Raw genomic sequence first — 18,767 nt, forward strand, 5'->3', positions numbered from 1 at the left:
ATTTAACAGTTTCCGCATGGCCGCTGGTGACGCCTCTTTTGACCCTCCCAATGACCCGAACCGGAGGGTGATGCCGCCACATTGCGGCAACATTGCAGGATGGTGGCCTCACCGCAAATTTTTGCCGCACGCGAAAGACATGATGAAAATTTCATTCAAATTCCAGTCTGTATGGTCGAGCTCTTGCTCCCAAGTCCCGGTTGCGACAGGCCTCTACACGCTGTCTGGCAAGAGAGTACTTGTGCGCGAAAGACATGACACGAAAGGGCGGACATGTGTTTGCTTCTGGTGGACGACAAGCCGGCAATGGCTGCGGCGAATCATCGGTGTTCTCACGAAACGCGGCAATATCGTCGACCACGTGCCGACCATCGAGCAAGCGCGTGAAGCAATGAAGATGGGCGTGCATGAGACGGTCCTGCTCGATCGGCAACTTCCTGATGGCGATGGCATTACATTGCTTTCGGAAATGCGCCGCAACGCAGACACGACGCCCGTCATCCTTGCTGACCGCGCATGATACCTCGAAAGATCGTGGCCAGGGCCTGGATTAGGGAACGGACGACTATATTGGCATACCCTTCGTCGCGGACGAACTTCTCGCACGAATCCGGGCCGCGGGCAGGCAGGCTTCGAACTACGCCGCGTCAGTCGTGTCCGAAGGAAACCTTTCCATGGACACGAGGACGCTTCAGGTGACCGTTGCCGATGAAGCGTTGGAACTGCCAAGACGCGAGGCCCTGGCACTGCAGATTCTTCTCCGGCGGGCGGGACGAACGGTCATGCGGTCGATGCTTGGAGAGGCCGTTTACGGTTTCGATGACGAAATCCAGTCCAACACCCTCGGCAGCCATATTTCGCGCCTGAGAAAACGGCTGGGAGATTCAGGGCTGCGGCGGCGATCCACACCGTTAGAGGTGTCAGCTATATACTCAGGGGTGCCGAATGAAATTCCCGTTCAAGCGGCATTCGCTGAGATGGTGCCTGGTCTCCCGGTTTTCACTGGCGCTCGCAGCAATAATGGTCGTCTTCCATTTCGGGCTCATTGCGTTGATCGTAGCCGAGACCTCCGACGCCACCCCCGTAGATGACACGATCACGTTCGAGATTGCCGCATCGATCGTGCCCGCTCTTCGCTGGGAAGTCGCTACTCCATTGGTCACTCCGAAATTTTCAGCGCATCGTACTGTTTGCAAACTGCAATTGGTTTCATCTACCAAAACCAATTGCAGTTTGCAATCAGTACGCCGCCGCTTGCGGCTTTCCAGAATGGGCTGCAACCTGGCCAGAGCCCTTTGCCCGCCTGCCGGATAGAAGTGATCCCCATTTCCGGGGCACGTTCACCCGCAGGAACGTCCATGAATGTCTCTGCCTCGATGCCTGAGGCCGGTTTGAGAGGCACCGGTTCACCATCGACGCTAGCGATCACTCCTGCCGATCATTGCCGTGATGTTCTCATAGAGTTCGTCCTGTGCCTGCTGCACCGTGATCTCCCCGCACGCAGCGGCATGGGACAGGCCGTCGGCAGCGCCAAGCATCCCCCAGAAGCCAGCGAGTTCGACACCTGCCGCCCCCGAGAATGGGGCCAACACCTTTCGGCATTTCTCGATGAACACGAGCTGATACTCGCGCTTGACAGCCTCCAGTTCGGGGGAACCGGCAAGGCCGGCCAAAACGCCGGGAATCTCGCGACCTTGCGCAAGCACACATTCGACATAGGACGAGGCGATGACCCTTGCGAGCCCCTCCAATGTCGGCACGCTGGCCGCAATGGCGGCATCGATCAGCGCCGTCTGCCGTGCATCGAAATCCTGGTACAGCGCCGTCAACAGGCCGTTCCGGGTGCCAAAATGGTCGTAGATCACCGGCTTCGTCACACCGGATTCATGAGCCATACGTGGCAAGGTCAGCGCGTCGGTACCCTCTTCCCGGGCCAGTCGCCACGCGATGCCCAGAAGCTGGCGGTGCCGCTCGTCACGGCTGAGGCGTACCCGTTTCGCAGTGGAATTAGCATCCGGGGGAGTGCTTGACATCGTTATATACCTAAAGTAACTTACTAAAAGTATATAACAGAAACCCCTTCATATGCAACCACCAAGCCGGCAGGGAGCCGGCCACGGAAGCGGCACGCGATTGTGCGCCGTTTGTAGAGGATCTATGCCCGATGAGTGATATGACACTACCGGATTCCACCAATCGAAACGCATGGCTTGGCCTCCTTGCTGTGCTACCGCTTGTGCTGCTCGTCGCCATGGACGGTTCGATACTTTATCTGGCGATGCCACATTTGACATCCGCCCTCACGCCGTCGGCCGACCAAGCACTCTGGATTCTCGACATCTACGGATTTGTCGTCGGATCACTGCTAATAGCCTTCGGGAACATCGGCGACCGTTACGGCCGGCTCAGGCTCATCATGACCGGCGCGATCGTCTTCGGCGCCGGATCACTTGGAGCGAGCTACGCACAATCGCCGCCCGGCCTGATCATCGCCAGGGCGTTGATGGGACTGGGGGGCGCTACACTGCTACCTTCGGGGCTGGCGATCGTCAGCGCACTGTTTCCGGATACACGCCAGCGCGCGCAGGCCATCGGAATCTTCTCCGCCACATTCGCCGCAGGTTTCGCCATCGGCCCCCTCATCGGCGGCATGTTGCTCAGGCACTTCGAATGGAACATCGTATTCCTGATCAACATCCCGGTTGTCCTCGCCTTCCTGATTGCCGCACCGATACTGCTCCGCGAAGTCCGCTCGACGACCGGCGGGCGTATTGATCTGCCGAGCCTTCTGCTGTCGTTTGCAGGGATCCTGCTGTTCACCTGGTCGCTCAAGACCGCCGCTGCCGACGGCTTCACGCTCCGACAATCCATCGTCGGGGTCATCGGCATCCTTTCCGTCGCGCTGTTCCTGCGCCGCCAGACGAAAATCAGCGATCCACTCGTCGACCTCGATCTGTTTCGCGACCGCATATTCTCGATCGCCATCCTGACCGGCCTCTTGTCCCTCGTCGTATGGTCCGCCGCCAGCTACCTGTCAGGCATCTATCTGCAGGCGGTGCTCGGCTTCGACGTCTTCACAACCGCGCTGCTGACACTGCCTGGAGCCGTCATGCTCACCGCAACCTGCGTCGGCACTGCCCGCGTGGTGGAATGGGTCGGTCGCAGGACCGCCCTTGTGGCAACCCTGCTGCTCATCAGCGCCGGTGTCTTCCTGTTGCTGCTCACGAGCACGCAGACCGGCGTCGCCCCCTTCATTGCCTCAACCATGATCGCGGGCATCGGATTCGGCCTGTCGTTCAGCCTCGTGGCCGAAGTCGCGGTCTCTGCCGTACCGGCCGAGCGCGCTGGTGCGGCCGGATCCCTTGCCGAAACCAGCAATGAGCTGGGCAATGCATTGGGCATCTCGCTTCTGGGGTCACTGGCGACTTTAAGCTTCCGCCTTCTCGGCCCGGGCGTTGGCGGAACCTTGAATGAAACCCTCGACCATGCCGGCGTCACACCCGAAGTCACCGCACAAGCCAAGGAGGCTTTCCTGACCGGTTTGCACATGGCGGTCGGCGCCGGGGGGCTGATGACACTCACGCTCGGCATCGTCGCATGGATCTGGCTGCCGAGAAAATTGCCGGAATGAGAGAACGACGACAGCCCTCCGCAGGCGATGTTCCGACACCCGGGCCACTGGTTTTCGCAGAACATTTGCGGCAATGGTCTGGACACGGGCGCGGTGGAAGCAACTCGTGCCGAAACCGTTTTCCGTTAAGGGCTGGCCTCATGCGCCGGCTTCGTCCTTCGGCTTATTCGAAATCGACAGCAGCAGAGCGAGGGCAGCCAGCACGGAAGCCACGAAGCCGAGGTTGCCAGGGCCGACCCATTCAATCCCAAGGCCGCCGATCGAACCGGACAGCGCGATTGCAAGGTAGAGGATTGCCTGGTTGAGCGAGATGAGAACCCCGGCTGTCTCAGGTTTCAACGAAATCAGCCTGTGTTGCTGCGGCGTCGTGATTGCAAAGGCAGCGACCCCGTAAAAGGCGATCATCGCAAACGCCCACGCCAAGTTTCCGGTCGCCAGCCGTAGAACCAGCATACTGACGATCAGCCAAAGCAAGGCGATCACCACAACCCTTGGCCCGCCGATCCTGTCTGCGAGCATGCCAGCACCCAAATTCCCGAGAGTACCGACCACGCCGAGCGTCGTCATGAGGCCCGCAAGATAGACGCTGTTTCCTTGCGTGGCCGTCTCAAAGATGACGCCCATGTAGGTGTACGGCATGTAGACCGCGGTGAACGCCAGCAGGGTTACACCGAGGACCGTGACGATTTGAGGCTCGAGCAGGAGCCGCAATTGCTGGCGCAACCCGGTGGCGAGCGCGACCGTGGTTCTTTTCGGAATGAAAAGGAAGATACCGATGACACCGACCGCAGCCAGTCCGGTTGCAAGCCACATGGTCGATCGCCAGCCGAACATCCCGCCGAACGCCGTCCCCAGGGGCGCACCGAGCGCTGTCGCCGCAGTAAAACCGCTGACCACAAGGGCGATGGCTTTGCCCCGATGCGCGGGGGAGACCATGGCGGCAGCCGTGACCGTTGCGGTGGGAACGAACAGTCCGACGCCGAGCGCCGCCACGACTTGGCCGATCAGAACCTGAAGATAGGATGGCGCGAGCGCCGTCCAGACGCTTCCCACCAGGTAGACCGCCGCTGCCACGACCAACACGGTCCGGCGCTCCCACGATCCAGTAGATGTCGTGAGGATCGGTCCCGCGAGCGCGCAGGTCAGGGCGAAGATCGTGATGACCTGGCCCGCAACGGATGGCGAGACTTCAAGGGATTTGCTGAGCAGCGGCAACAGGCCGGCGAGAACGAACTCACCTGTCCCGACGACAAAGACACCGAAGGCAAGTATCGAAACCGGCAGCCATCGGTTCCTGGCCGGCCGTTGCTCGACCTCGCCGGAGTTTTGCAGGGATGCACTGACCATAGATAGACCTTTCCGGCGCGGCAATATCAACACCGGCGCCAAGCTGTTGATTGAGCAGCGGGATATCAGCGGGCTAGGGGCGCCGCTGCGTGGTGCGGCTCATCAAGACGTCGGGCTTGAAGCGCACCAGCCCGTTTACCGGGAGGCCTTCCGGGGAGCGTGTCAGATTGCCGTCGAAACCTTCCAAAGCGGCGTGTCCGGTCAGCATCAGCAACTCCCCGGAACCAAAGTCCGGAAACAGCAGACCACAGGCCGGATCGAGCAGAAGATTGCCCAGCGTATTGAAGTAGAAATTGCCGCGATACTCGGGCCAGATCAGGCAGTCACCATCCCATCGGGCAAAGCCGGGCGGGCCGCCGCGATGCGAGACATCCATGTCGAACCCCGTATCGGACGCAGCGCGGGTCGCAATGAAAAACGTGTCTGCATGGGCGACGACACGCGCGATCACGCGCGTGTCAATCGCGGCCTCCACTATGCCGGGCGCATTTTCAACAAGCCTGGGACGAATGAACTGCGGGCAGTTGCCAAAGGCTTGCTGCACGCTGACGCCAAATCCATCCTCTCCAACGGATATGATACTCCCGTTGACCCTTATTCGGCGCCGGGTCAGGAGATCGATCGCGAGGATAGCGATCGGGGCTCCTTCAGCAATACCTGCAGCCGCAGGGTCGGCAGGATCGGGCCGCGATCCGACATGCATCTGCATCGCATCTATCGCGCGGACGAACCCGGCCGCCCCAAAAACCATCGTCACCCACAGGCGCCCGCAGCGGTCCGGCACAGCCAGCACGACATAGCTCAACTCTTCAAGGAAGGCTTGAAAGCCGGGAGGCAAACTCGCTTGTATCGCACGCGAACCTGCAAGCCGGTCACGGGAAGCAAACAGGCTCTGGAGGTGCCGCTCCCCGGCGTGAAACGGATCGCCGTTCATCACGCCCCCCGCGCCGCCGCGATCCGTTGTCCGGAAGCACGGCGCGCCAGTTCGAATTGTGACGTTTCCCCCATCAGCGCCGCCACATTGGCGGATGCCTGGTGGGACATCAGCTCAAAGGCCAATTGCTCCACATCCGTGCCGGCCTGAAGCTCCCCCGCCCGCACCGCCTCGTTCGACAGATCGATGATGCGCTGCCGTGCTCCGATCCGGTGATGCTCCACACGGTCACGGATCTCTCCCGGGCGTGTGCGGTATTCACTGCTAAGCGCATGGACCAGACAACCGCCGGGGAGCGTTCTCTGCTCCACGAATGTGTACCACCCCTCGACGAGAGCGATCAGTCGCTCGACTGCCGTCGGTTCCGCCATGGCCGGGCCAACAACCGTTTCGGCATAGAGTGCAACGCCACTCTCGATCGTCGCCAGCTGCAAGGCTTCCCTATCACCAAACAGCACCTGGATATTGCCTTTAGCCACGCCGGCATCCGCTGCGACCCGCCCGAAAGTCAGCCCTTCCAATCCCTCGACGGAGGCGATCTGGATAGCATGGTGGAGTATGTTTGCCCGGGCGCGATCACCCCGTTCTTTCCGCTTGTCAGTCGTCCTCATGGTCGCCTCGCTTCAACATAAAACAGAATGATTAAAATATACGGTCGTATGTATATTGTCAAGCTCGGATCACATGCAGTTATGCGGCTTTCAACGCACCCGGCGGCGTGAAGCTCACATGGTCAGGGATCAACACGAGAACGGCAGGCGATGAGAGATGCGCGACAGCGATCAGTCCCGCCAGACCGATGGCATTACCGACATTGGGCGCATAGCCATGGCGAAGGATGGCTCACGTCTTTCGGATCAGCGGACGAGATGGATGAAGGTGAGCACCCTTGGATTTCCGATGACTTCTTGCGCCGCTGGTCCGTCGAAAAACCTGCGGCCAGCCCGCCGCCTCCTCAACTCCGAAGCAGACGTGCTTCCGCGAACGTTTTTTCGTTTCCGGGTTGACGGCAAGGCATTCGCCTCGCTCTTTGCACCGATAGAAGAGCGTTTCCGTTCCCATGCGGAATGGACCTATGTCGAGATCGAGACAAACCATTGCGGTCCGTTAGTTGCCCCGGAGCTGATGGCCGGCGCGCTGATAAGTGTCCCCATGGCGGTCGAGACGAAGAGCCCTGCCAATCCACCCGTTTGCCAGGGGGAGTTTTGCGTGGCACGTCTTTCAAAATTTGATCAGGCGGCAGGCGGCTCCGACTACAGTGCGGGCGGCGACCAGGACGCAAACGCCCGCCTCGTTGCGCCGGCCGACCTCGACAAGCAGATCGGATCGGACGGTGCGACGGACGAATCTTCTATCGGCGCAGCCTACACGCCCGGTTGCGTGAGCAAGAGGTTGCCGGCATCTGCGCACCGTCGGCGAGTGCAACGGCGTGCCACTCCGTGCCGTCACGGATGGCGAGAACGCCGGCTTGGCCTCGAGGTGATCCATCTGGAGATCGGTCGCGTTTTGGTCATAACGTCGTCATTAAACGATGCGTATGAGGATGGAGCATCCTCACCGCGGTAATCGGACGGGCCAAAAGCCAAGTGCGTCGCTCACCGATGAAGACTGGTGCTTTCGGGTCGATCTCTAGTAGTGTGCCTCCTCGGCGCTTGGCAAGCCGGCAAGATAAGGTGAACTCCGCCCGCGAAAACGGTGCGACGGCAACCAGCCACTCGTTCGGCCCCTCCTTTTCAAAACTCTCCTGAAGCGTATCCGATGCGATCGCCGGATTGATGAGGCGATCCTCAAGCTGATAGCGCCGGTCGTCGGAATAGTGCAGGCAACGGACGTGCAGCAAGGTCGCGCCGGGCTCGATTCCAAGCCGGTCGGCATCACACGCGCTCGCCGCCCGTTCCGCGCGAAGAAGAAGGCGATAGCGATAGGTTGCACCGGAAGCGGCGATCTCCTGCGCCACCAACGGAATGGCAATGCGTGCCCCGCGCACCGGGTGCAAGACGACGCGTGTGCAGGTCCTTCGCTTTCGTTCGACGAGGCCGGCACGCGCCAGTTCCTGAAGCGCCCGATTGACGGTACCCCGCGCAACGCCAAACTCGACCGCAAGGGCCCGCTCGCTTGGAATGAGGCCGCCCGGCTCCCACATTCGATCGCCGATGCACTGCGTGATCTCTTCGTTGATCGCCCGAAAGGTCATTCGGGAAGGAGATGTCATGGCGCGCCCATGACGGCCGCTGCCACGGCGTTGCTCGGGCGATCGTCGCCAATCCGTTAGAGAATGGATTTTGATTCATGGCCACACCTGCCTTTTGCGTGCCAAAACGCTGAGATCAGGCCGAGGGTGATACTACCCCTCGACCTGACCACATCCTCTCTATGCCGCCTTGACGCTGAGCGCAGACCGACTGCCGCTACGAAGCTCGGCATCAACAGCGCTAGCACGGCAATGGGCCATTCGATTGATCGCTATGAGGTGTCGAACGGCGAAGATCTTTCTTTCGCGGGCTTTGCCCTTGTTCGTTGACTTTTGTCAGCACCAATGACTAATGTCAGGCGATCCGATGAAAGAACGCCGATGCCACTTCGACCGAACGACCAGATCATTCACAAAGCCGCTTGGTTATACTACACGCACGGCCTGCGACAGGACGAGGTCGCGCAGCGACTCGGGATTTCCCGCGCCTCCATCGCCATGTATCTGCGCAAGGCGCGCGATATGGGCATCGTCACGATCTCCACCTCCTCGGAACTGTTTTCCGACGACGTGCTGGCCCGCGAGCTGGAAGACGCGACCGGCCTGACCACCGCCTGGCTAGTGCCGGAAGATCGCCAGGCAATGGATCCGGCGGCGGAAATGCCCGTTGTTGCTGCCTCGGTCTTTCTCGAACTCATTAACAAAGGCGATCGGATCGGCGTGGCCTGGGGCCGCACCGTCTATCACATCGCCGACGTGATGCCCTTCGCCGACCTGCGCGGCGTCACCGTCGTGCAGCTCTGCGGCAATCTCGGTGCGCCCTATTCCTATAGGCCGGACCAGTGCACCACGGAAATTGCCCGCCGTCTGAATGCCGAGGGCATCAATTTCTATGCACCGCTCGTGCTCTCCTCCGAGCGCCTCGCCGAGGAGCTGCGCGGCGAGCCCGTCATCCGCGAGCAGCTTGCGACGATCTCGGATTGCAATCTCGCGCTCTATTCCGTCGGTGGAATCGAGGATGACAGCCATCTCGTCAAATGCGGCGCGCTGTCGGCCGCCGACATGCATGCCATGGGCAAAAAGGGTGCCGCCGGCGTGATCGCCGGCCAGCTGATCGACCATGACGGCCAATGGATGGACTGCAATCACAACCGGCGCTGCATTTCCGCCGATCTCGATTCCATCCGGGCGATCCAGAAACGCATGCTCGTCGTACAGGAAGACAACAAGTTCGAGCCGCTGATGGCGGCGTTGAAGGGCGGTTTCGTCTCGCACCTCATCGTCACCACGTCGATGGCGCGCCGCATTCTGGAACGCTGGGAAAAGGGCGGCTCGGGCAAGGCTTGAGCCAAGACTGTTTGGGTCCGCCGATGCCGGCCGGGCCGGTTTATCGGGAGGCTGACACGATGGAAAATCTCTGGCGCGACGACGAGGCGGAAAAGGTCGTCGCGAGCTATGCCGCAAAGGGCGTCAATCGCGATCTGGCGCTGCGCACCTATACGACGCGCCTGCTCGGCGGCGAGCCGCGGCTCGTGCTGCATGGCGGCGGCAACACCTCCGTGAAGACCGAAGTGACCGATCTCGTCGGCGACACGCACGCCGTGCTCTGCGTCAAAGGCAGCGGCTGGGACATGGGCGTAATCGAACCGCCGGGCCTGCCCGCCGTGAAGATCAGCGCGCTCCTCAAGAGCCGCAAGCTCGAAAAACTCTCGGACGAGGACATGGTGACGCTGCTACGCGCCAATCTCATCGATCCTGCCGCGCCGAACCCATCGGTGGAGGCGCTGCTGCACGCCTTCCTGCCGCACAAATTCGTCGACCATACCCATTCGACCGCCATCCTCGCTATTGCCGACCAAGCCAAGAGCCGGGAGATGAGCGCCGAACTGTTCGGCACGAAGATGGGGTTCGTGCCCTATATCATGCCCGGCTTCGCGCTCGCCAAGGCCGCGGCGGAAGTGTTCGAGCAGGACCCGACGGTCGAGGGCCTGATCCTCGACAAACACGGCATCTTCACCTTCGGCGACACCGCCAGGGAAGCCTATGACCGGATGATCCATTACGTCACGGTCGCCGAGGATCACGTCAGGAAAAACGGCCGCAACCCCTTCACGCCAGCCACCCTGCCGTCCAGGCTCGCAAGCCCGGCCGACATCGCACCGATGCTGCGCGGCGCCGTCGCCGTCGACAAGCGTGAAGGCCGCTATGACCGCATGGTCAGCGTCTTCCGCGCCTCGTCGGCCATTCTTGATTTCGTCAACGCGGCCGAAGTCCGGGACATGGCAGAGCGCGGCGTCTCGACGCCCGACCTCTCCATCCGCATCAAGACCGGCCCGATGGTGCTGCCGGCACCGGCGAGCGACAATCTTAACGGCTACCGTGCGGTCATCGACCAGCACGTCGCCGCCTTCGCCGCCGACTATACCGAATACTTCCACAGCAACGACGCGCGCGACGACGTCAAGCGCATCATGCTCGACCCCATGCCGCGCCTGACGCTGGTGCCCGGCCTCGGCATGTTCGGCCATGGCCGGACCTTCAAGGATGCGACCATCGCCGTCGATGTCGGCGAGATGTGGATCGAGGCGGCGCGTGACGCCGAATCCGTCGGCCGCTTCGAGCCGGTCAGCCGTCCCGATCTCTTCGATCTGGAATACTGGTCGCTGGAACAGGCGAAGCTCGCCGGCGCCAAGCCGAAGCCCTTCACCGGGCAGGTCGCCATCGTCACCGGCGGGGCCGGCGCCATCGGTGCAGCCGTCGTCAAGGCCTTTGCCGCCGAGGGCGCCCATGTTGTGGCGCTCGATCTCGACGGAGAGAAGGCGGCGGCTGTCGCCAAGGCGGCCGGCAACAACTCCATCGGCATCGCCTGCGATATCACCGATCCCGTCTCCGTCCGCACCGCCTTCGACAAGGCGATCGCCACTTTCGGCGGCGTCGATATCGTGGTTTCCAATGCGGGTGCCGCCTGGGAAAGCCCGATCGCAACGATGGACGATGCGCTGTTGCGCAAGAGTTTTGAACTCAACTTCTTCGCCCACCAGACGGTGGCGCAGAATGCCGTTCGCATCATGAAGGCGCAGAAAACCGGCGGCGTGCTGCTGTTCAATGCCTCCAAGCAAGCGGTTAATCCCGGCGCGAAATTCGGTGCCTACGGCCTGCCGAAGGCAGCGACCCTCTTCCTGTCGCGGCAATACGCGCTGGAACATGGCGCCGACAACATCCGCGTCAACGCCGTCAATGCCGACCGCATCCGCTCCGGTCTGCTCAACGACGAGATGATCGCCAACCGCGCCGCCGCCCGCGGCCTCTCCGTCAAGGACTATATGGGCGGCAACCTGCTTGGCCTCGAAGTGACAGCCGAAGACGTCGCCCGCGCCTTCGTGCACCACGCCCTCGCCGAACGCACCACCGCCGACGTCACGACGGTCGACGGGGGTAATATCGCAGCGGCGATGCGCTGATTTCTGGGACGGGGCAGGCAACTGTCCCGTTTTTCGTCTTGAACGGACATGCAAAAGGGGCGGCCCAATGGACCGCCCCTTACTCATTCCACCCTGCCGAAATCAGGGCTTCGGCATCCATGCCGGCATGGCGACATCGGCATGAGCGAACTGCGGCAGCTTCGTGCCGAGTTCTTCCATGTTCTTGATGTCCTGATCGTTGAGGTCCTTCTGGGTGATGAGCGTCGGCGGCACGATGACCTGCTTGCCCGGATCCTCACCGGCCAGCAGCATGGCGAGAGAGCGCACCGAGACCTGACCGACCACGGCCGGGTTCGTCGCGGCCGTCGCAGCCCAGGCCGAGCCCGCTTCGCGCATCGCGGCGATGTCGGACGTCGAGATGTCGGCCGAGTAGATCTTGACGCTGGAGGACAGGCCCGCTTCATCGACGGCGATCTTCACGCCCTTGGCGAATTCGTCATAGGGGGCGAACATCACGGTGATATCGGGATTGGCCGAGATCACCGAGCGCGCCTGGTTGGCGACGGAGTTGGCGATCGGGTTGTCCATCGTGCCGAACTGGGCGGCCTCGTTGATGCCCGAATACTTCGCCTTGAATTCCTTCCAGGTCTCGTCGCGGCGGTCGAGCGGCGCGATGCCGGCGACATAGACGTAGCCGGCCTTGAAGCTCTCGCCATTGTCCTTGATCGCCTGCTCGAGCGCGAGGCGGGCGAGGTCACGGTCGGACTGCTCGACCTGCGGGATCTTGTCGTTTTCGACATTGACGTCGAAGGCGACGACCTTGATGCCGGCATCGACCGCACGCTGGGCGGCCTCCTTCATGGATTCCGTCAGGCCGTGCTGGATGATGATGCCCTGCACGCCGAGCGCAATCGCCTGGTCGACCATGTCGGCCTGAAGTGCCGCGTCCTGACGGCTGTCGAAGACCTGAAGCTGGACGCCGAGTGCCTTGGCCTGCGCTTCCACGCCGGCGAGGTACGACTGGAAGAAGTCGCCGGTCGAGAGATAGCGCACAAGCGCGATCTTCACGTCGCCGGGCTTATCGAACGGCTTGGGCACATCCGCTGCAAAGGACGGCACGGCAAACGATGCCGCGGCCATCAGCCCGAGCGTCAGCTTGCCCAGGGTTCTACGCGTAAAATTCATATCAGTCTCCTCCACTGGTGAACTTTGGTTATCCGCCGAGGCTCCCCCTCAGCGTTTGCCTCTTTTCGAGAGCGCAAAGGTGAAGATCAGGGCGATGACGAGCACGGCGCCCTTGACGAAATCCTGGGTGTAGTAAGGCGCGTTCATCATCGTCAGGCCCTGCAGCAGGATGCCGACGAAGAGGGCGCCGATGGCCGTGCCGAAAGCGTTCGGCTTGGCGGCGCCGAGCACGGCGAAACCGATGAGCGCGGCCGCGACGGCATCGAGCAGCAGGTTGTTGCCCGAGGCGATATCGCCGCGCCCGAGCCGGGCGGCGAGCAGGATGCCGCCGATCGAGGCGAAGACGCCGGAGATGATATAGGCCGAGATCTTGTAGGCATTGACCGGCGCACCGGCGAGGCTGGCGGCGCGTTCGTTGGAACCGACGGCATACATCATGCGGCCGAAGCGGGTGTATTCGAGGAAGAACCAGATGACGATGGCGAGCACGATCAGCACGACCACCGAGACTGGCACGAGATTGGGCAGGATCAGATCGAAGCGGTGGCGGCCGAGCGCCAGGAAGGCGGGGCTGAAGGCGCCGGTCGCCGTCGAACCGTCGGGCAGCGTCATGCCTGTCGCAATCGAGCGCCCTTCGGTCGGGATGCGCTGGAGGCCGAGCAGCAGGAACATCATGCCGAGCGTGGCGAGCAGATCCGGCACGCGCATATAGACGATGATGATGCCGTTGATCAGGCCAACGAGCACGCCGACGGCAAGGCAGACCAGCGTCGCCGTCAGCGCGTCGCCGCCCATCACCACCATCACATAGGACGAGGCCATCATGGCCGTGGTGGCGACGGAGCCGATGGAAAGGTCGAAACCGCCGACGACGAGCGTCGCGGTGACGCCCAGCGCCAGAATGCCCGTGATCGACACGGATTGCAGGATGAAGACCGCGCTCTGCGGTGAGGCAAAGCCGCCCGTCACCGCCGAGAAATAGAGCACCATGCCGGCAAGCAGCACGAGGAAGCCGTATTTGATCGCGGTTTCCCGGATGTTGAAGGCGGCCGGCGGGACGGCGCCGGTGGAGTTGCTCTGTTCACTCGTCATCATGCACTGACCTGTTGATAGAATTGCCCGGCGATCTCGGAGAGCAGCCGCTCGACATCGATATCGGCATTGCGGTGCTCGCCGACGATGGTCTGTTCCGACATCACCAGGATGCGGTCGGCGACCTCGAAGGCTTCGTCGAGTTCCGTCAGGAAAAGAATGGTGGTGCGCCCCGCCGCGGAGGCGCGCAGCTTCTCGCCGATGTCGCGGCGGGCGGCAATGTCGACGCCCTGGAAGGGTTCGTCGAGGATGAGCAGGCGCGACGGCTCGGACAGCCAGCGGCCGACCATGACCTTCTGCTGGTTACCGCCCGACAGCGTCTGCATCTCGTCGCGCTCGCTGCGGCAGACGACGCCGAGCGCCGAAATCTGCTGGCGCGCCTTGGTCTTTTCCGCGCGCCGGCTGGCAATACCGAAGGACGAAAGACGGCGCAGGAACGGCAGGCTGATATTCTCGTAGATATTGAAATCCGGCACGATGCCGCTGATCGCGCGGTCCTTGGCGACGAGGAAGACGCCCTGGGCAATCGCCTGCCCCGTCGTCTTTGGCGCATAGCGCTTGCCGTCCAGTGTCATCTCGCCGGCCGCTGGCGTACGCGCGCCAAATAGCGTTTCGGCAAGCGCCGTCTTGCCGACGCCGACAAGGCCGGTGACGGCGACAATCTCGCCATCGCCGAGATCGAAATCGAAGGGCCGCGTCTGTTCGGAGAGTTTCAGGCCGCGCACACTGAACACCGGACGGCCCGCCTCGCGCACCGCGACGGCACCGGCCGAGACCTTGCGGCCGAGCATCGCATTGACCGCGCCTTCATAGTCGAGCTCCGGCCCCTCGAAACGACCGGTAATGCGGCCGTCGCGCAGCGCGAGAATGCTGTCGGCGAGACGGCGAATATCCGACATGCGGTGCGAGATATAGAGAATGGCGACGCCGCGCGCCTTCAGGCGGTCAACGAGATCGAACAGGCGATCTGCCTCCGCGCTCGACAGCGACGAGGTCGGCTCATCGAGGATCAGCACCTTCGGCTCGTGCGCCATGGCGCGCGCGATCGCCACCATCTGGCGGTCAGCCAGCGTCAGGTCATTGATATTGGCGGTAAGGTCGATGGAGAGGCCCATGCGGGAGGCGACGGCGGCGGCTTCGCGGCGCACCCGGCGCGGATTGAAGAACAGCCGCGCGCCGCGCCCGTTCAGCCGGTCGAGCGTGAGATTGGTCGCGACGTCGAGATCGGCGACGATGCCGTCATTGATGTTCTGGTGCACGGTGACGACACCGGCGCGGATCGCCTCGGCCGGCGTTGCCGGTTCGAAGGCGGTGCCTGCCAGCGTGATCGTGCCGGCGTCCTTCGTGTAAACGCCGGAGAGGATGCGCACGAGCGTGGATTTGCCGGCACCGTTGGCGCCCATCAAAACCGTCACTGCGCCTGCCTTGAGATCGAGATCCACACCCTGCAGCACCGGAACCGGGCCAAAGGATTTGCGCACGCCCTCAATGCGAAACACTGCCTGTTCGCTCATTCAATCCTCCCAATGACGCCACGTTAGGATAGGCTCTCATCAAATGTCAAGGCCGTTGACATTTGCCAGAATGATGCCTTAGCTGTGGGCACAGACGGCACGGCGGCAGGCAATGGAGGCAGCCCCGTGCGCAGGAGGAGAACACCATGAACAGTCCCGTCTTCGAGGCGCTGAGCGCCGAGACATTGCCGGAAAGGCTTGGCAGCAACGCCGCCCTCACCGAGAAGATCGGAAGCGATAAGTCACGCTGGACGGTCAACGAAGTCGGTGACGGCAACCTCAATCTGGTCTTCATCGTCACGGGCGAAACGGGCGCCGTCATCGTCAAGCAGGCGCTGCCCTATGTGCGCCTCGTCGGCGAGAGCTGGCCGCTGCCGCTGAAGCGCTCCTTCTTCGAATATCACGCGCTGAAGCGCCAGGGCGCGCGCGATCCCGGCATGGTGCCTGACATCCTGTTCTTCGACGAGGCACAGGCCATCATCGTCATGGAATTCCTGACGCCGCATGTCATCCTGCGCCGCGCGCTGATCGACGGGCGAGAATTGCCGAAGATCGGCCGCGACCTCGGCCTCTTCGTCGCCCGCACGCTGTTCCGCGGCTCCGACCTTTCCATGGTGACGCGCGAGAAGAAGGCGGATGTTGCGCTGTTTTCCGACAATGTCGAACTTTGCGACATCTCGGAAAACCTCGTCTTCTCCGATCCCTATTTCGAAGCGGCTCTCAACCGCCACACCACGCCGCAGCTCGACCCCATCGTTGCCGAATTGCGCGCCGACCGTGACCTCAAGGTCGAGGCGCAGCGGCTGAAACACTTCTTCTCCGCCAAGGCCGAAACGCTCTGTCACGGCGACCTGCACACCGGTTCCGTCATGGTGACGGACGACGAGACCCGCGTCATCGACCCGGAATTCGCCTTCTACGGTCCGATCAGCTTCGACGTCGGCATGCTGATCGCCAATTTTTGGATGAGCTATTTCTCGCAGGCCGGCCATGAAGCCTCCCCCGGCGCGCGCGACGGCATGCGCGCCTACCTGCTCGACACGATCGATACGCTCTGGGAGACGTTCCGGGCGGAATTTTCCCATCTCTGGCGCACCGAGCGCAAGGGTATCCTCTATCAGGCGAGCCTCTTCGAGGACCGCAACGACCCGCTCGCCGCCGAGCAGGCGCTCAATATCGTCATAGACGAGATCTGGCGCGAAATGCTCGGCTTTGCCGGCATCGAGATCCATCGCCGCATCCTCGGCCTTGCCCACAATGCCGATTTCGAAACCATCACCGACCCCGACCGCCGCGCGCCCTGCGAAAGCAAGGCGCTGAAGTTCGGGCGTCACCTCGCCGTCAACCGGCAGCGCATCCACAGCCTCCGCGATATCCGCGAGACGGTGGAGCGGCTTGAAAAGGAGATCCTCGCGTGAAAGTCGGAGAACGCCACTATCATACGATCTGGCTGAACGAGGACGGCCGCGCCGTCGACATCATCGATCAGCGCTGGCTGCCGCATGAATTCCGCGTCGTCACGCTGAAGACCGTCGCCGATGTCGCCGTCGCCATCCGGGACATGTGGGTGCGCGGCGCGCCGCTGATCGGCGTCACCGCCGCCTATGGCGTCGCCATAGCCATGGCCAAAGATCCGTCGGACACCCATCTCGATGCCGTCTGGGAAGAACTGAACGAGACCCGCCCGACCGCCATCAACCTGCGCTGGGCGCTGAATGCTATGCGCGATCATCTTCGCCCGTTGCCGGAAGCCGAACGCGCCGCCGCCGCCTATACCCGCGCCGCCGAGATCGCGGAAGAGGATGTCGAGCTCAATCGCGCCATCGGCGCCAACGGCCTCGACGTTATCCGCAAGATCGCAGCGGGCAAGAAGGCGGGCGAGCCCGTGCGCATCCTCACCCATTGCAATGCCGGCTGGCTTGCGACCGTCGACTACGGCACGGCGACGGCACCGATCTACATGGCCATCGAGGCGGGCATTCCCGTCCACGTCTATGTCGACGAGACCCGCCCCCGCAACCAGGGCGCCTATCTCACCGCCTGGGAGATGAACGGCCACGGCGTGCCGCACACACTGATCGTCGACAATGCCGGCGGCCACCTGATGCAGCATGGCGATATCGACATGGTGATCGTCGGCACCGACCGCACCACGGCGAACGGCGACGTCTGCAACAAGATCGGCACCTACCTGAAGGCGCTCGCCGCGCGCGACAACGACGTGCCCTTCTATGTCGCACTGCCCTCGCCCACCATCGACTGGACCGTGCATGACGGCATCAAGGAAATCCCGATCGAGGAGCGCACCGCCGATGAGGTGAGCTTCGTGCAGGGCCGCGCCGCCGACGGCTCGATTGCCAGCGTGCGCATCTCGCCGGAAGGCAGCCCCGCCGCCAATCCCGCCTTCGACGTCACGCCCGCCCGCCTCATCACCGGCCTCATCACCGAGCGCGGCATCGCCACGCCGTCGCCCGAGGGCCTGAAGGCGCTCTTCCCGGAACGGAGCTGAGACGATGGACCTGTCCAACCAGAAATCCACCGAGGAGATCGCGCTCGGTATCCGCCGCCGCGTGTTCTTCCACACGATGAAGCACAATGGCGGTTATCTCAGCCAGGCCTGCTCGGCCGCCGAAAGCCTCGCGCTGCTCTACAACGAGGTGCTGAAGCTCGGCGAACCGACGCTGCCGAAGGTGCCGCTGCCGTTCCGCGGCGTGCCCTCAGCACACAATCCGGATGCCTTCACGGGCGCTGGCTATCACGGCCCCGTGGGTCCGGACTACGACCGCTTCTTCATCTCGCCGGCCCATTATGCGCTCGTCATCTATTCCGCGCTGATCGAGACCGGCCGCATGGACGAACATGCGCTCGACCATTTCAACAAGGATGGCGGCTCGGTCGAGATGATCGGCGCCGAGCACAGTCCCGGCATGGAAGTGACGACGGGCTCACTGGCGCAGGGCCTTTCCATGGCCTCGGGCGTCGCCTGGGCGCGGCTGCGCAAGAAGGAACCCGGCAAAGTCTGGGTCTATATGTCGGACGGCGAGTTCCAGGAGGGCCAGACCTGGGAATGCCTTGCGGCGATGAGCTATCACAAGATCGACAATATCCGCGTCATCGTCGACGTGAACCGCCAGCAATGCGACGGCGCCATGTCCTCGGTGCTCGATCTCGGCGATCTCGCTTCCCGTGTCGCCGCCTTCGGCGTCACCTGCCGTTCGGTCGACGGCCATGATCTCGGTGCGCTCAGCGAAGCGGCCGAGAGTGCCGAACCCGGCAAGCCGCTCGTCATCCTCGCCAACACCTCGCCCTATCAGGGCATGGATTTCCTGAAGAAGCGCTTCCCGCGCCTGCACTATGTGCGCTTCAAGAGTGCGGAGGAGCGGCTGGAAATGCGCGACGCTCTCGCCGTCGAACTCGGCATCGATCTCACCGCGATGGAAGGGGCCTGACC

17 protein-coding genes and 1 pseudogene are annotated in these 18,767 nt (G+C 62.6%); 10 read left to right on the forward strand and 8 right to left on the reverse strand.

Annotated features, from left to right (window positions below; all coding sequences use genetic code 11):
* The first annotated feature begins 16 nt into the window (after window positions 1–16).
* The 3 genes and pseudogenes from GR138_RS30545 (at window position 17) to GR138_RS10725 (ending at window position 1,314) form a co-directional block, all read left to right on the forward strand.
* Window positions 17–520: a response regulator gene (locus GR138_RS30545; protein ID WP_246200347.1), complete on the forward strand. Its 504-nt coding sequence runs from the start codon at window positions 17–19 to the stop codon at window positions 518–520.
* Between the two features lie 154 nt (window positions 521–674).
* Window positions 675–830: pseudogene (locus tag GR138_RS30550) on the forward strand (DNA-binding response regulator); the annotation flags it as partial.
* Window positions 831–945: 115 nt separating this feature from the next.
* A complete protein-coding gene (locus GR138_RS10725; protein WP_160859156.1) occupies window positions 946–1,314 on the forward strand; it encodes a hypothetical protein in 369 nt (122 codons plus the stop codon).
* Window positions 1,315–1,418: 104 nt separating this feature from the next.
* On the opposite strand, the gene GR138_RS10730 is transcribed toward GR138_RS10725, so the two are convergent.
* Window positions 1,419–2,033 carry a TetR/AcrR family transcriptional regulator gene (locus GR138_RS10730; RefSeq protein WP_160859158.1) on the reverse strand — a complete coding sequence of 205 codons (615 nt, stop codon included), beginning with the start codon at window positions 2,031–2,033 and terminating at the stop codon, window positions 1,419–1,421.
* A gap of 131 nt (window positions 2,034–2,164) precedes the next feature.
* Here GR138_RS10730 and GR138_RS10735 point away from each other — a divergent pair, with 131 nt between their 5' ends.
* Window positions 2,165–3,631 (forward strand): MFS transporter, encoded by a 1,467-nt coding sequence (locus tag GR138_RS10735; RefSeq protein WP_160859159.1) that lies wholly within the window; start codon window positions 2,165–2,167, stop codon window positions 3,629–3,631.
* 138 nt (window positions 3,632–3,769) lie between these two features.
* Here the strand turns inward: GR138_RS10735 and GR138_RS10740 are convergent, their stop codons facing one another.
* The 3 genes from GR138_RS10740 to GR138_RS10750 form a co-directional block, all read right to left on the reverse strand.
* The gene (locus tag GR138_RS10740; protein ID WP_160859160.1) at window positions 3,770–4,978 is read right to left on the reverse strand and encodes an MFS transporter; all 1,209 of its coding nucleotides are present in this window, start codon (window positions 4,976–4,978) and stop codon (window positions 3,770–3,772) included.
* A gap of 73 nt (window positions 4,979–5,051) precedes the next feature.
* A complete protein-coding gene (locus GR138_RS10745) occupies window positions 5,052–5,912 on the reverse strand; it encodes a pyridoxamine 5'-phosphate oxidase family protein (RefSeq protein WP_160859161.1) in 861 nt (286 codons plus the stop codon).
* The gene (locus GR138_RS10750; RefSeq protein WP_160859162.1) at window positions 5,912–6,523 is read right to left on the reverse strand and encodes a TetR/AcrR family transcriptional regulator; all 612 of its coding nucleotides are present in this window, start codon (window positions 6,521–6,523) and stop codon (window positions 5,912–5,914) included. Before GR138_RS10750 ends, GR138_RS10745 begins: the two co-directional genes overlap by 1 nt.
* 157 nt (window positions 6,524–6,680) lie before the next feature.
* On the opposite strand from GR138_RS10750, the gene GR138_RS10755 reads away from it, so the two are divergent.
* Window positions 6,681–7,478, forward strand: coding sequence for a hypothetical protein (locus tag GR138_RS10755; RefSeq protein WP_160859163.1), 798 nt, complete (start codon window positions 6,681–6,683; stop codon window positions 7,476–7,478).
* Here the strand turns inward: GR138_RS10755 and GR138_RS10760 are convergent.
* Window positions 7,423–8,124, reverse strand: a complete 702-nt coding sequence (locus GR138_RS10760; protein WP_160859164.1) for a UTRA domain-containing protein — start codon at window positions 8,122–8,124, stop codon at window positions 7,423–7,425. The genes GR138_RS10755 and GR138_RS10760 overlap by 56 nt on opposite strands.
* Window positions 8,125–8,448: 324 nt before the next feature.
* On the opposite strand from GR138_RS10760, the gene GR138_RS10765 reads away from it, so the two are divergent.
* On the forward strand, window positions 8,449–9,450 hold the full coding sequence (locus GR138_RS10765; RefSeq protein WP_420853629.1) for a sugar-binding transcriptional regulator: 1,002 nt from the start codon (window positions 8,449–8,451) through the stop codon (window positions 9,448–9,450).
* Between the two features lie 59 nt (window positions 9,451–9,509).
* A complete protein-coding gene (locus GR138_RS10770) occupies window positions 9,510–11,564 on the forward strand; it encodes a bifunctional aldolase/short-chain dehydrogenase (protein ID WP_160859166.1) in 2,055 nt (684 codons plus the stop codon).
* Window positions 11,565–11,666: 102 nt separating this feature from the next.
* Here GR138_RS10770 and GR138_RS10775 read toward each other — a convergent pair whose 3' ends face one another.
* From GR138_RS10775 to GR138_RS10785, 3 genes are read right to left on the reverse strand one after another with little or no spacing between them, the layout of a single operon-like run.
* Window positions 11,667–12,710 (reverse strand): substrate-binding domain-containing protein, encoded by a 1,044-nt coding sequence (locus tag GR138_RS10775; protein ID WP_160859167.1) that lies wholly within the window; start codon window positions 12,708–12,710, stop codon window positions 11,667–11,669.
* 48 nt (window positions 12,711–12,758) lie between these two features.
* Complete coding sequence (locus tag GR138_RS10780) at window positions 12,759–13,802, reverse strand: ABC transporter permease (protein ID WP_160859264.1); 1,044 nt, start codon at window positions 13,800–13,802, stop codon at window positions 12,759–12,761.
* The gene (locus GR138_RS10785) at window positions 13,802–15,316 is read right to left on the reverse strand and encodes a sugar ABC transporter ATP-binding protein (RefSeq protein WP_160859168.1); all 1,515 of its coding nucleotides are present in this window, start codon (window positions 15,314–15,316) and stop codon (window positions 13,802–13,804) included. The genes GR138_RS10780 and GR138_RS10785 overlap by 1 nt, the downstream gene beginning before the upstream one ends.
* Window positions 15,317–15,462: 146 nt before the next feature.
* On the opposite strand from GR138_RS10785, the gene mtnK reads away from it, so the two are divergent.
* Genes mtnK through GR138_RS10800 form a run of 3 tightly spaced genes read left to right on the forward strand, consistent with a single transcriptional unit; the run spans window position 15,463 to window position 18,765 of the window.
* Window positions 15,463–16,734, forward strand: coding sequence for an S-methyl-5-thioribose kinase (gene mtnK, locus GR138_RS10790; protein ID WP_160859169.1), 1,272 nt, complete (start codon window positions 15,463–15,465; stop codon window positions 16,732–16,734).
* On the forward strand, window positions 16,731–17,825 hold the full coding sequence (gene mtnA / locus GR138_RS10795; protein ID WP_160859170.1) for an S-methyl-5-thioribose-1-phosphate isomerase: 1,095 nt from the start codon (window positions 16,731–16,733) through the stop codon (window positions 17,823–17,825). Before mtnK ends, mtnA begins: the two co-directional genes overlap by 4 nt.
* Before the next feature lie 4 nt (window positions 17,826–17,829).
* Window positions 17,830–18,765 (forward strand): transketolase, encoded by a 936-nt coding sequence (locus tag GR138_RS10800; protein ID WP_160859171.1) that lies wholly within the window; start codon window positions 17,830–17,832, stop codon window positions 18,763–18,765.
* Window positions 18,766–18,767 lie beyond the last annotated feature (2 nt).

The sequence above is a fragment of the Shinella kummerowiae genome (assembly GCF_009827055.1).
Taxonomy (GTDB): domain Bacteria; phylum Pseudomonadota; class Alphaproteobacteria; order Rhizobiales; family Rhizobiaceae; genus Shinella; species Shinella kummerowiae.